Origin of the sequence: Bacillus sp. CHD6a (genome assembly GCF_001293645.1) — a bacterium.
Classification (GTDB): Bacteria; Bacillota; Bacilli; order Bacillales; family Bacillaceae_I; genus Sutcliffiella_A.
Window position 1 is genome coordinate 24,304 of record NZ_LBMD01000001.1, and the last position, 13,759, is coordinate 38,062.

14 protein-coding genes, 1 pseudogene and 1 other annotated feature are annotated in these 13,759 nt (G+C 34.1%); of the genes and pseudogenes, 13 read left to right on the forward strand and 2 right to left on the reverse strand.

The genetic code is table 11. The annotated features are described in order from the left end of the window. Positions 1-82: 82 nt before the first annotated feature. The 3 genes from AAV98_RS00125 to AAV98_RS00140 all read left to right on the forward strand — a co-directional run bounded on the left by AAV98_RS00125 (position 83) and on the right by AAV98_RS00140 (position 2,155). Entirely contained in the window at positions 83-376 is a 294-nt protein-coding gene (locus AAV98_RS00125) for a hypothetical protein (protein WP_060663535.1), read from the forward strand. Positions 377-395: 19 nt separating this feature from the next. Further along, the gene (locus AAV98_RS00130) at positions 396-794 is read left to right on the forward strand and encodes a colicin immunity domain-containing protein (RefSeq protein ID WP_231687656.1); all 399 of its coding nucleotides are present in this window, start codon (positions 396-398) and stop codon (positions 792-794) included. An 851-nt stretch (positions 795-1,645) separates the two neighbouring features. Then, a complete protein-coding gene (locus AAV98_RS00140; protein ID WP_060663537.1) occupies positions 1,646-2,155 on the forward strand; it encodes a DinB family protein in 510 nt (169 codons plus the stop codon). Positions 2,156-2,701: 546 nt separating this feature from the next. Here AAV98_RS00140 and AAV98_RS00145 read toward each other — a convergent pair. Further along, positions 2,702-3,985, reverse strand: coding sequence for an MFS transporter (locus tag AAV98_RS00145; protein WP_060663538.1), 1,284 nt, complete (start codon positions 3,983-3,985; stop codon positions 2,702-2,704). Positions 3,986-4,052: 67 nt separating this feature from the next. Then, positions 4,053-5,183 (reverse strand): winged helix-turn-helix domain-containing protein, encoded by a 1,131-nt coding sequence (locus AAV98_RS00150; protein WP_060663539.1) that lies wholly within the window; start codon positions 5,181-5,183, stop codon positions 4,053-4,055. A 292-nt stretch (positions 5,184-5,475) separates the two neighbouring features. Next, positions 5,476-5,722, forward strand: a binding site (T-box leader). 84 nt (positions 5,723-5,806) lie between these two features. On the opposite strand from AAV98_RS00150, the gene AAV98_RS00155 reads away from it, so the two are divergent. The 10 genes and pseudogenes from AAV98_RS00155 to AAV98_RS00200 all read left to right on the forward strand — a co-directional run bounded on the left by AAV98_RS00155 (position 5,807) and on the right by AAV98_RS00200 (position 13,696). Further along, positions 5,807-6,319, forward strand: coding sequence for a DUF5662 family protein (locus AAV98_RS00155; protein ID WP_231687657.1), 513 nt, complete (start codon positions 5,807-5,809; stop codon positions 6,317-6,319). A 37-nt stretch (positions 6,320-6,356) separates the two neighbouring features. Continuing rightward, entirely contained in the window at positions 6,357-6,797 is a 441-nt protein-coding gene (locus AAV98_RS00160) for a GrpB family protein (protein WP_231687658.1), read from the forward strand. Positions 6,798-6,964: 167 nt separating this feature from the next. Next, entirely contained in the window at positions 6,965-7,495 is a 531-nt protein-coding gene (locus AAV98_RS00165) for a hypothetical protein (protein ID WP_060663540.1), read from the forward strand. A 437-nt stretch (positions 7,496-7,932) separates the two neighbouring features. Then, a complete protein-coding gene (locus AAV98_RS00170) occupies positions 7,933-8,562 on the forward strand; it encodes a class I SAM-dependent methyltransferase (protein WP_060663541.1) in 630 nt (209 codons plus the stop codon). 115 nt (positions 8,563-8,677) lie between these two features. Beyond that, positions 8,678-9,097: a GNAT family N-acetyltransferase gene (locus tag AAV98_RS00175; protein ID WP_060663542.1), complete on the forward strand. Its 420-nt coding sequence runs from the start codon at positions 8,678-8,680 to the stop codon at positions 9,095-9,097. 181 nt (positions 9,098-9,278) lie between these two features. Then, entirely contained in the window at positions 9,279-9,725 is a 447-nt protein-coding gene (locus tag AAV98_RS00180) for a GNAT family N-acetyltransferase (protein ID WP_060663543.1), read from the forward strand. Between the two features lie 288 nt (positions 9,726-10,013). Continuing rightward, positions 10,014-10,817: a carbon-nitrogen hydrolase family protein gene (locus AAV98_RS00185; RefSeq protein ID WP_156317538.1), complete on the forward strand. Its 804-nt coding sequence runs from the start codon at positions 10,014-10,016 to the stop codon at positions 10,815-10,817. Between the two features lie 112 nt (positions 10,818-10,929). Next, a complete protein-coding gene (locus AAV98_RS00190) occupies positions 10,930-11,577 on the forward strand; it encodes a uridine kinase family protein (RefSeq protein ID WP_082380702.1) in 648 nt (215 codons plus the stop codon). Positions 11,578-11,850: 273 nt separating this feature from the next. Further along, positions 11,851-12,186, forward strand: a pseudogene (locus AAV98_RS00195) (YunG family protein); the annotation flags it as partial. 712 nt (positions 12,187-12,898) lie between these two features. Next, positions 12,899-13,696 carry a GNAT family N-acetyltransferase gene (locus tag AAV98_RS00200; protein ID WP_060663545.1) on the forward strand — a complete coding sequence of 266 codons (798 nt, stop codon included), beginning with the start codon at positions 12,899-12,901 and terminating at the stop codon, positions 13,694-13,696. Positions 13,697-13,759: the final 63 nt, after the last annotated feature.

The window sequence follows — 13,759 nt, forward strand, 5'->3', positions numbered from 1 at the left end:
GCCAGGCGAGATAGTTTAACGATAAGAGTGCTACGGCGCTTTTTTTTTTGCAAAACATTAGTTCAAAAGGTTTTAGATCGAAATGATTATTTTAGGAATAAAACGCAGACATTATGAAATATGCATAATTCTTTTTGAGGACGGAGGTATTTATATCTGCAACTTAATTGGTTTTGGTATTGGTTTTTTCTTTCTCATTTTCGGTGGATTCTTCTTATATGTAAATACAAAAGATGATCCGAAATCTTTAAGGCTAATTTCTCTTTTATCTTTTGAAGGTGGAGCAATACTACTAGGTTTATTAATTGTTTTAATGACTACCCTTCCTATTCTGGGTATCGGAACGGGAACGTGTGAAAGTGATTTCTTCAATTAAAGGATGCTAGGGGGAGGAAATGAGTATTGGAAAGCAATTACTAATAGCAGTGTTAGTTTATGTATTATCAGCAGTAATAATTGAGATGGTACTTTGGTATTTTAATCTTTCTATAGGTGAATATCTTAGAATTGTTATTGTCGCTTCTCCTGCTTATAAGTATAAAAATTTAATGAAAGATTTTATTGTTGAAGTAATAACTGTTGAGGATTTTGAACGTGACTATCTAAAAACATTTAAAAATGAGACGGAAAGAATGGATTACACACTATTTGATATCCTAAACGGAGTTTTTGAAGCAGTAGATTGTTATTGGCACGAATGTCTTCCTGGACAAGAAACTGCTTTTGAAATATCCGAACAACAACTAAGAAAAGAAGTATGTGAAGCATTAGTTAAAATTAATTGTATTGAATAAGCCTTAAATTGTATTCAACTAAATGGATCGATTGGCGTATTCGAGTTATCTCAAATAATAATAAACAAGTGTGGTGTTTTTATTGTTTCGTGATCTATTAGCTTTAATAGTAACTACATTAATTATTGTATTTTTTATGTTGTTAAATGATTTATATAATCCTAATATAGAAATTAATAATTTCTTATCATTCATTTTCACTTTTGAATCTCTATTCTTGACACTAACCTTTGGAATATTATTCTTTATTTTTTTTATTCCAACAGCGTACCTAATTGAGCATAAATTAAAAGCACAAACAAGAATTACTCAGGTTGTTTTGTTCCTGTTAATTGGAGTTATAACGGTACCAGTCATTTCTTTAATGTTGCATCGAAAAATTTCATTTGATTTAAATCTTACACTATTAATAGTGGTAGCATTTCCTTTGTTTGGATTTTTAAGGACGATAAAATTAAACAAATACCATCTTTAAAAGTATGAGTTTGACAGGAAACTTTTTTATTCAACAATCTAGGAGCTTTAACCGAAGAACAAATAAAAGTTATCTCGAAATCTAGTCGGCAATCGGGCGCTTTATTGAGAAACTCGTTTTTTTTGTATCGTGCCATTTTTTGTTTCAAAAAGGAAGCTATCTGGATTATTTAGAAATAGCATATTATGCATTTAAAGGGGTAGTTTAGCGTGGCCACCGACCAACTAAATGGATGCTTAGACTCAATTATTGGAAGGAAAGTTTTATCCTTTTGGGAATTTATTATACATGCCGAAATTAAATTCGCAAAAAATCGCGGTAGAGCATTGGAAAGAACATTTTAATTTTCTATAAATCCATAGAGAGGTGATTACGCATGAATCAAAGACCGACAGAAGAAGAATATGCCGGCGACTTCGGAAAGTATATCCGGTTGGTGCCGGATGGTAACATCATCGACATTCTACTCGTCCAGGAAAAGCAAATGACGGAGTTGCTGGCATCGTTGACCGAAAGCCATGGTGCGTATCGGTATGCGGAAGGAAAGTGGACACTGAAAGAAGTCGTGGGCCACATCGCAGACGGAGAACGCGTCATGACCTACCGCCTGCTCCGGTTCGCAAGAGGGGACAAGACGCCTCTGTCCAGTTTCGACCAGGAATTGTTCATGCCTCCTTTCAGAAGCTGGACAACCGCTCAATTGGCTGAAGACTACCGGGCCGTACGGCAATCGACGATTACACTGCTGCGTGGGTTACCGGCGGAGGCGTGGTCCCGCAAAGGCACTGCCAATAACGCAACCATTACTGCGCGTGCCCTAGCGTACGGCATCGCAGGACACGAGATTCATCATATGGGGGTCATCCGAAATAGGTATTTGAGTTAGTTGTCCCTTAAATTGCAACGGATGCTGCACTTAAAACGCGGCTTCCGTTCTTTTACTATCGCAGTCTTCCCGCCCCGTTCATAGATTGATATGAAGAGAGAACAAGACGAGTTTAAAAAAGCAGAAGCAATTGGTTGCATACTGAATTTTGTCTAAAAATGAAAAACGAATAATACTATCAAACAAGGAAAAAACTAAGGCCTCTTCGTTAAGCTAACGAAGAACGAGCTCAATATATCATACGAATGACAAATAAAGATTGATGGTTATTCCGCAAAAGGGCGCCACATACTCCGCAATCGGGCGTGATCAATCCTGGAACAAGGATCCGTGCCTACTTTTCATTTAATGGCCCATATAATTGAAAAAGACATTAGAAAACCTTCCAAATCTAAGAGCGTAGATACATAATAGACTGAACCGACATATACAAGTCCCGTGTTGCGGTAGTGTGAGAGGACGGGAGTATTTTACTCCCTCCAACTCAATTATTATTTATTCACCACAGTTTCCCCTAAACTCCCTAATCCACGACTCCAGTTATTCCTATTTGGCATCTACTGCAAGGATATCTTTCTCTGCCTTCTGTTCTGGAAAGAGGAACGTGTTAAAGGTAACTAACACAGTACCAATAACAAGTAAAACCGCGCCAGAGGATAGATATAGGGGGATGACGCCGAAGAGATGAACGAGAAAACCACCCATTAGCGGAGAGGCTAATACGGTAAAGCTAATAATCGTACTAAAAATCCCGGAGACACGCCCGATTTCGTGTTCTGTCGTTTCTATTTGTATAATGTATTGAGTCGTGATAGTTAATAACCCCACCCCTAATCCACCAATAAAGCAAAGGAAGATGGGATAGAGAATATTAAAACCTTCGTTTAGGAAGCCCACTCCTCCAAAGCCTACGCCTACTAACAGCATGCTAGCCCCAATAAGCCGTCCATAATGCTTTAATGTTTCAAAGCGATTTAAAAAGATAATCATGACCACCGCCCCAAGTCCTGATCCGCCCATTAACCAACCAGTGAGCTCAGGAAAATGTGGAGCAAGTTCACGGAAAAGAACAGGAAATTGAATGTCCACCATTTGAATGACAGTCAAACCTAAGAAGGTTGCGATGAAACTAACAACTATTACTCTACTTTTAAAAATAATGAGCCAGCCCTGTCTCCAAGCACCCCAAAAGCTTTCTTCCATCAATGCTGTTTCATTCTTTGGTACGGTAGTCTTCCTTTTCATCTCTTTATCTAAATACACGAATAATAGGATAAAAGCAGAAATAGTAAACGCGATGGCATTAATTAGAATGCAAATCTTTGGGGACACGAGGCCAATAATCGTAGCCCCAATAAAAGGGCCGATAATTTTGGCTAATTGATTCACTGTACCGTTAAGAGTGATTGCTTTCATAATCAGGTTTTCTTTTACGACTAGTTTAATAAGTCCTTGCTGAGCAGGGGTGTGTACGACATTTACTGTTGCTCTTAATGAAATGATGACTAGTGCCATCCATGGTGTATTAGTAAACAGAAGACATACAGTTAAGACAGCGGTAATGAAGTCCGCGTACATCATAATTTTCACTTTATGAAATTTATCGCTTAATACTCCTGCAAATTGTCCAAGCAAGACGTGAGGCAGTGCATATGCAACAGGGATAAGAGCAATCATTATAGGATTTGCTTTCCAAACGTATCCAAATAAAATAATAATTGCCACCATATCAAACCAATGCCCAAGCATCGATACGGAGTACGAGGCAAATAGCTTCATAAAAATGGAGTTTTGCCAAATCGTCTCTTTCCTTATATTTACACTTGTCATTAATAAACATCCTTTCAAAACAAATTGTTATTTGTTTTAAGGATATCGAGTGTATGTCAGAGCAATATCAGAGTACGGAATCAAATAACGTTTTAATTTGTTTTTTAAGCGGAATTAATTGATATTTATCAAAAACCTCGTCTTTTTTAAGGAGAATTATTTCTTCGGCTTCTTTACAGTGAAGATCAGCCTGCAATAGTTCAGCTACCAAAATAGAAATTAAAATGTGCATGACAAATTTTGTTTTTTCAAGAACATGAAACGATTGAGAAATCAAATCCACACCGAGCGATTTTTTTTTCTGATGGAGAAAGTATATACCCTTTAACATTAAAAACACGCCGTATTCTCTTTGATATGGTTTATCTTTAAAGAACAAATGTAGGCACTTTATTTTAGCTTCTGCTAATTTCCAATCTTTCCGACCAATAGCATAGGCTAGCCAATTAATTTGGAAAAAACCATAGAAGCCAGGTACCTCAAGAGAAATAGTCTTTTCAGTTGCTTCCAAAATTTCAAAAGCATGACGCAAATCTTTTTCTCTTAAACAAAGAAAAATTTTGAATAAATCAATCTCTTCCTTGCCCTCATTTTCAAAAAGCTGTTTGTCTTCAAATATACGATAATAGTAATTTATTACGTGGATGTCTTCTTCCATTGTCGAGTATAGGAATAGCAACGGCAATGCTTTATCCTTAAAAGGTAATGGAGAATGTAAAAAGGCTTTAAAATCACCACGTAATAACTTCATAACTAGTAGCAACTTTTCATCTATTTCTATTCCAAAGGTATGCTTACTTAGTAACTCCTCAATGGCTTCTCCATGCCCAAAAAGATGATATTTACTTATAAGATTTATGGTAAGTTGTTGAAATTCCTGGTCCTGTACAAACGGAAACGACTTGAACTCTTTTTGTTGAAACACTGTTAATTTATACCCAAAGCCTTTAACCGTTTCCAGTTTTATAGCATGCTCCCACTTCTTTAGCTTTTTACGAAGGCGATAAACATGATCGTCGACGGTCCGGTCGGATGGTTCCTGTAAAGGCCAAACTGCATCCAAGAGCTGATGTCGAGATAAAGCCTTGTTTCCATTTTGATAAAGGTACTCAAGGAGTAAAAATTCTTTTCGTAAAAGCTTTAACTCTTCTCCGTCAAACATAACGGTATAGTCACTAATATTGAAAACGACCGGCATAAGCACACCACATTTCTATCATTATTCCTGTAAACATATAGTATCATTAGCTTAAAAATGATGGTTGATATTTTTTTATATTTCTGAAAAAACTGGTAAGTAAATACTTCAAACTGTAAACCTCTTAAAGGATAATGGAGAGGAAGAAATTATTCCTTATCCATGAATGGGGGCAATCCTGTAATAAGGTTCAGCGCTTTTTTTTAGGCCAATAATGAATAGCTAAAAATACAGAAAATTATGTCTTTACAATACACGTTTCCATTGATACTATATAAAAAACTAAAAAATTATAATTGCGATGACGAGAAGAGTAGATAAATTTTATTCTTTACAGAGAGCTCCGGGTGCTGAAAAGGAGTAAGGATGTTTTATTGAACCAAGCCTCTAAGCAGCACAAAGGAACTTAATTGGAGGGATATTGTGACAGGTGCTCCTGTTTTAGAGCTAGGGTATAAGTAAACTGTACCTGAAGAGGTTAATATGGTGACATATTAACAAACTGGGGTGGTACCACGAAATATAATCTCGTCCCCAAGACATTTATTGTCTTGGGGGTGGGATTTTTTTATATGAGTACAGAAAATCAATGCAGGATTAAAATGGAAGGGGGAGAATGTTTTATGTGGAAAGCCTGTTGGAGAAATTTCCTTTATATTCTTAATCACAAATTAAATGTTTTAGTTGAATGTTGGAAAGAAGGATTATTTATCCAAGGGATAACTCATGATTTATCGAAATTTTCCTCTAAAGAATTTGTCCCATATGCGAAAAAATTTTTTTCAGATAGAGAACTAAGTGCTGAAGATGAAATGAAATGGAAATATGCTTGGCTGCACCACCAAAATAAAAATAAACATCATGCAGAATACTGGGTTGTTGATCCTCAAAATAAAACCGCTTTGCCAATGCCAAGAAAATACCTGATAGAAATGGTATGTGATTGGCGATCATTTTCTAGGAAGTGGGGGAGAAAGATGAAACAATCAGAATTGGATCTTACTGAAAAGCTCGTTTTGCATCCTGACTCTAAAAGGGAGCTGGAGTTAATCATGCTGAGAAAAAGAGAAGCAGATAACAATGAGTTAAATAAAAGAAGGAAAAATGTTTCGACCATTAGTAAAACAAAAGGGTAGCATTCCTGTAAGGAACTTGCATTTTAGGGGGTATTTTATGTTAGGCGTTAAGAAAGGTGAAGTGTTTTTAGTTAACCATATGGACAATTGGAAGAGGCTGTTTGATAAAGAAAAAATTTTATTGGAGTCAATTATTAGGGACAAGACAAAGGATATTCAACATTTTGGCAGTACAGCAATCAAGGGGGTTAAAGCCAAACCTATTATAGATATATTAATTGGTGTAGATTCATTAATGGATGTCGAAATGTTTAATAAAGAAAAATTAAAAGAAGCTGGGTACCATCATTTATCAAGAGTTCATATTGAGGGGAAAGAGGTTTTTGCTAAGTTTTCTGACTTAGAAAACCTAACCAAGACACATATTCTTCATGTGGTTGAGTATGATGGGAATTGGTGGAACAAACATATTTTATTCAGAGATTATTTGAACATAAACCCGTCAGTTGCTAAAGAATACGAGTCGCTCAAGACGTAATTAGAAGCAAAATTTCCTAACGATGAACGTTCTTATACAGATGAAAAGAAACAGTTTGTGGATGATATTATAAAAAAGATGTAACTTCGATTTTCGGCTAAGAAAGAGATAGGATCGAACTGTAACTTGAAGTATTAAGGTACGTTATATTGGAGGTGAGTTACATAATGAAAAAAGTAAAAACAAGTATAGCTATTATTATTGGCTTTCTTGCAATTTTTTTTATTGTGAGTCTATTAGATGGGAACTATCGATCTTCTTCAGATCTAAAAAGTAAAATAGAAGTTTCACGAGAAAGACTCCAAGATCATCAACCTCTTTTCAGACCAATAAACACTTCCTATAATCTTGTATTAAGCAAACCATCCAAAGAAAATAAAGAATTATTGTTAAATACAACAGAATACGTAGATACCATTATACAAACTCACATACTTTTAACAGTTGACGAGAGTATTCTAGAAGAGAAGTATAAATTAAAGGATATTAAAAAAAATGGACTTGCAAATAAAAAATTACTGAAACTAAACTTTGAAGATCCATTAGATAGATCTAATGCATCCGCTTGGTTAGGCATTGTCCTTAATTTTCAAGAAAGTATTTTTACAATTAATGAGGACCCTGAACAATTTTTAGATTCCTATATTGAAGCTACAAGGGAAGTTGACGCTATCCTTAACAATTCAGATGAAAATTAACAAATATTATTTTCGTTTCACATACTCGATTATGTAAGCCAACTATTTATTTAGACTATTCATCTCTTTTTAATAATTGGGAGCTTTTCTGGAAGACCTGTGCAGTTTTTATTTTACAATCCTTCCTTATAAGGACTGGGAAACCAGCGGCCAAATCCCCAAGCGTCTAATTTAGTTTCCTAGAGGACTTATTCAACAAACTGCGAGCGATTGCGAAACTAGGTAATCGCTCTTTGGATTTTAAATAGACGACTCACCGTACTTTTATTGGAAAATTAAGATTTTAGTGGTAAAATATGCTTATCACTTGAAAGGTGGGATTAATAATGAAAAAATTGAAAATTTACAATCCATTGCATAACATTTGTGAGATTCAATACGGGTAATTCATTTACGTATGAATGCTCGTACATTTGTGAATTTTAGGAGGAGCATTCATGTTAAATAATCGAGGCTTTAATCTTTGGGCGGATAACTATGATAAAACAGTTCAAGTTAGTGAGGATAATAACCTATATCCTTTTGCAGGATATAAAAAAATACTAAACAGCATTTTTAGTGAAGCAATGCAAAAAAACAATTCGGATGTCTTAGATATTGGTTTTGGAACAGGTGTGTTAACAAGCAAATTATATGAAAATGGACATCGAATTGACGGGCTGGACTTTTCAACCGGGATGATTTCAATTGCCAAAACTAAGATGCCTAATGCAAGTTTGATTGAGTGGGACATCTTAAATGGTTTACCATTCCAAATAAGAAGAAAAAAATACGATTCGATTATAAGTACGTATACTCTACACCATTTAACAGACGAAGAGAAAGTTTCGTTTATTAAAGGATTAATTCCTCTACTTAAAGAAAAAGGGAAGATTTTTATTGGTGATATTGCGTTTAATACCCGAGAAGATATGGTGATTTGCCGGGAAGAAAATATTAATCATTGGGATGAAGTTGAATATTATTTTGTTTATGATGAATTCAATTCATCGTTGAATAATGATTGCCGATGTGAATTTCACCCAATATCTCATTGCGGCGGAATCTTTATCCTATCAAGAAAATAATGCAAATATACAAGGAGTGGCATTTTGATTGCTGCTCCTTATTTTCTTATTCAACAATCTGGGAGCGATTGTAGGATAATTTAGATTGATAGAAAGCTTAAAAAGGGGGAGTAAGATGAAGACTATTGTTAAGGCTACTCTCGAAGATTTGGACAAAATGGTAAATATAGACTATGAGGTTATTGGCCACACGAACAGACGAGATTATATTGAGAATGCCATTGAGTTAGGACACTGCATAATTGCGAAAAATGGTGGTGACATTGAGGGATTCTTAATTTACGATACTAACTTTTTTGAATGCTCTTTTATATCACTAATTATTGTTTCACCGTCCAAGAGACGAAAAGGAAATGCAAGCTTACTGCTGGATTATTTGATGAATATATCTCCCACTACGAAGGTGTTTTCTTCTACTAATCGTTCTAACATTAGTATGCAGAAAGTATTTCATGCAAAAGGATTTACAGAGAGTGGGATAGTTGAAAATTTAGATGCAGGAGATCCGGAAATCATATACTTTAAATCAAAGTAGTGGTTATTCCAGAATAGGGCGCTTTCCTGTTTTAAGGATCAGCGCCTATTTTACTTGACCAGCGCGATTATGATATATTGTTGGAATTTTCATCCTATGGAATAATTGGTATTTAGCAATAGGACAGGACAAAAATACTTGATTTCAATATTTTCGTTATAAATAGTAGAGGTGATTGCTTATGAAATTTAGAAAAGCATTAAAAGAAGATAGTGAATCACTCAGTAAATTAGCTTATATGTCAAAGGCATATTGGGGATATTCAGAATCATTTATGAAGCAATGTAAAAAGGACCTAACTGTAACAGAGGAATATATAGAGGAACAACCTGTCTTTTTATTGGAGTACAATAATAAGATCATAGCATTCTATAGCTTCTCCATAACCAACTATAAACTCGAGGCATTGTTTATTGATCCAGATTATATCGGAAAAGGGGTAGGGAAAATAATGTGGACTCATTTAAAGAACAAAGCTAAAGAATTAGGAATGAATGAGTTTACACTCAATAGTGAGCCAAAAGCAGAGGGTTTTTATTTAAAAATGGGAGCAATAAAAACAGGTTATTCTCCATCCACAGTATTTCCAGATAGAAAATTACCCCTAATGAAAGTTCAAGTAATATAAAGTTTAATATTCCATTATGGGGCGCTATAAAGAAATAACTTTGATTTGAATAAGTCATGAAGAGGTGATTTTTTGGAGAAATACGGTAAAGATTTATTTAAAGGTGCTATTTGTCAAAATATAGGCCTCTATTCAGCTATCGTTGGCGATAATTGAAACAGAGTAGATTTTTCAAGAAAATAAGTTAATTATTCTATTAAAAGGCGTAATAGCTAAGGAAGTATCTAGGAATTGAGACCAGATGTTTTACCGAATGAATCTGATGTAATCATTATAAAGGAGAAACTAATGAAATTAATTATTGCTCTAGCCCAGTTTAAACCAACTCTTGAAGTCTCAGAGAATCTCAATAAGATGGTTAAGCTGATAAGCCAAACTAAAGAGAATGATATTGTGGTTATGCCTGAAGGCTGTTTATCAGGGTATTCACATAACCTTGAATTTTTAAATGAAGATATGGCTCTTGAAATAGAGCAAGCACTATTAAAACTTCTATTCTATACGAAACAACACAATGTTCATTTAATATTTGGTTCTTGTATAAGGGAAGAGGGTAGTTGGTATAATGCAGGAATCTACATATCTCCCAATGGAATTAAACATATCTATAAAAAGGTGAATTTGGCCATTCATGAAAGAGGAATTCTCAAAGAAGGAAGCAATCTTTCTTGTTTTGACTTTCATAATGGAGAAGCAAATATAAAAATTGCTATTCAATTATGTCGAGAGATACGTTTCCCTGAACAATGGAAGTTCCTTTCTTTAAATGGTGCAAATATAATTTTTTATCTCACTAACATTATAGATACTGAAGAACTGGATATTTGGAACGCTCACTTAATTAGTCGTGCAGCAGAAAATCAACGCTATGTTATTTCATCAAATATAGCACATGTAGAACAAGGCTGTTCATCAATGGTAATCTCACCCAAGGGTAAAGTAATTAAAACGCTAGAAGTGGATTGTGAGACATTAGAAAGAATACAAATAGATCTAAGTGAAAACTCTAATTGGTATTTGAGCCAGAGTCGAAAAGATTTACTGGATGTTATAGCTTTTGGTCCTTTAAATAATACTAGCAAAAACAGTTAGAACAATATTCTCTCATTAGAAATTACTAGATAGCGTTATTTTCAGGGAGGTTGATTGATGTATCCAAGAGCAAATACACTAGGAATAAATGTGAAGGACGATTATATCCTTCATGTATCTGGCAGTTGAATTAAATAAAGGTGACAATTTAAAAAGTGGTGATATAGTGGCTTTCAAGACTAATAATATTGAACAAGTTGTTAATCTGATTCATTTAAATCTCAAAAAACAATCAACCTTAATAGTTGGAGTAGATGGTTGTGGAGGTTCAGGAAAGAGTACTTTAGCAAATAAAATAAAGAGTAAATTTCCTAATGTAACTATTGTACATATGGATGACTTTTATTTGCCATCATCTCAAATTATTAAATTAAACTCAGAAAAAAAGCCAATTGGAGCAGATTTTGATTGGAAACGTGTATTAAAACAAGTTCTTGAACCTATTAGTCAAAACATAGAAGGACAGTATCAACGTTATGATTGGGAAACGGATAAATTAGCAGAATGGCACACAGTTCCTATTGGAGGGGTTGTACTAGTAGAGGGTGTTTATTCTATTAGAGAAGAATTAGCTAATAAATATGATTTTACAATATGGGTTGAATGTCCACGGGAAACGAGGCTTTCACGAGGTCTTAAAAGAGACGGGAAAGAAGCACTGGAGATGTGGAAGAATAACTGGATGATTTCAGAAGATATTTATGTTAAGGAACATAAACCCAGCCAAAAAGCCCACCTTATTTATAATGGAACTAACTAAATTTGTACATGGTTTAACAGCATTGTTGCAGTTTGTACTTACTCCTTTTACAAACTGCTTTGTTAAGCAATGGGGCGCGATTATGTAATAACAAGAAAAGGAGATCCATCAACCGTGTATTACTACCAAAGTAAATAAAAAATGATTTTTTTAATAAATTGATTTGAAAAATTTTTAGCTTTGTGATCACAATCATTTCTTATGTTAGGGAAAAGAGTATAAGGGTTAGTAAAGTAAGATAGCAGTATAAATTCACTAAAGAGGTTTTTTTGGATGAATGCACAAACAAATAAAAAAATGCAGGAAGCATTACTAAAATCTTGGTCAATTAATTCAAGTTCCAAATGGACGGAAAACAATCCAGGTAGGGGCCAATGCGGTGTAACAGCATTAGTAGTAAATGACGTACTTGGTGGAATTATAAGAAAGACCCAGTTACCTGAAGGCTGGCATTTTTATAACGAAATTCATGGTGTTCGTTATGATTTTACGTTTTCACAGTTTAATGAACAAATCAAGTATATGGATATTTTGTCAAATAGAGAAGAGGCATTCTTGGATACGAATCAGAAACAATATGATTATCTCAAGCGAAGTGTAAATTTACACTATGAAAAACAACCTACAAAAGAAGATATAATAAATCGTCTGAAAAGCGTGGTAAATGGTCAAATGACCAGAGAAGACTTTAACATCTGGTCATTTATATGGGTAGAGAATTTTGATAGTAGAACTCATTTATCTATAGATGAAGATAAGATGCATAAATATCTCATAGACCTATTAGCAATTGATTTAGAAATAGAAAAGGGTGTATATTTTCACGAAGTTGATGAAATAAATGAATGGATTGAGAATATAAAAAAAGGAAAATTGTTATAAAAAAATCTTCCTTTTTGGTCGCTGATAAAAGCTAATATTAGCCTTTTGATATTCAAGAATAGCGAGCGATCCAGGACGATGGAACGGCAGCGCTATTTCTTTATTTTAGGATTATTTTCTGGGGAAAAACATTGATTTCATTTGATATTTGGAATATTATATAATTAATAGGAGATATTTGGAAGGAGTCTTATACTTTATGCCAACATACTTGTAATGGTCTTATTCAAAAGCATATAAATACCCTTTTTTACCAAGGGAGTAGTATGTCTTTTTTGCATTGCAAGGAACGCTGACGCTAAGTATAATGTTTCTTTATACTGCAGAGCTGCCTTTGGGGAGCTTTATTTTTTTACCATACCTTCTCCTATTATTCATAGGCGTTCTTTGAATGAAATATTTTCTAAACTTTCTACTATGTTCATTTGGAGGTAAATCTATGAGTATTATGAAATTAACACGTTCGAATCATGCAGAAGTTATCAGATTATTTAGTAATGATATTGAAAACTATTACTTTCTTATCAATGATTTAATTGTCAATAATTATCAAGGCGATCATTTCAAAGTATATGGAGAATATGAAAACGGAGAATTAGTATCTATTTTATTAAATAATTTTAACAATGTTACTTATTATTCTCAGTCAGATCGAGAGGTAGAGATTTATAAAGAAATTTTAAGTAATTTATCTTTCAATAAACTATCTGGCCCCAGTGAGTTAATGATAAAGTTTAAACCTTATATTAATTTGAAAAATGAGGCTATATCTCATATGGGTGTAGTGAAGACCGTAGAGGTAAAAAAAATGTACCCAGATTTAGAGGTGAGAATTGTTCAATCTGAAGAAGAGATAGGAAAACAATATGATTTATTATTAACAACTGATGAGTTCCACGGTAGTCTTCCAGAGGATAGAGACGATTATATTAAAATGGAAAGTGAGAGATTAAAAAACACTACTGACCGAACTGCATATTTAAGTATTGATAATGTCATGGTTTCATCTGTCGCTACTATTAGAGAAGGTGATAAAAGTGCCATAATAATAGGTGTTTATACAAATCCAAAATATCGTGGTAAAGGATATGGAACAGAAGTATTGACTGGCTTGTTTGATAAGTTATTGACCGAAGGAAAATATCCATATTTATTTTATAACAATCCAGTTGCTCGAAGTGTCTACAAAAATATAGGCATGACTGAGGTTTGTGAATGGCGTGTATTAACTGTTTAGAATAATCTACTGCTTTATAACGATAACGACAAATGGGCGTGGTTCTGTAAAGAATCTGCGCTC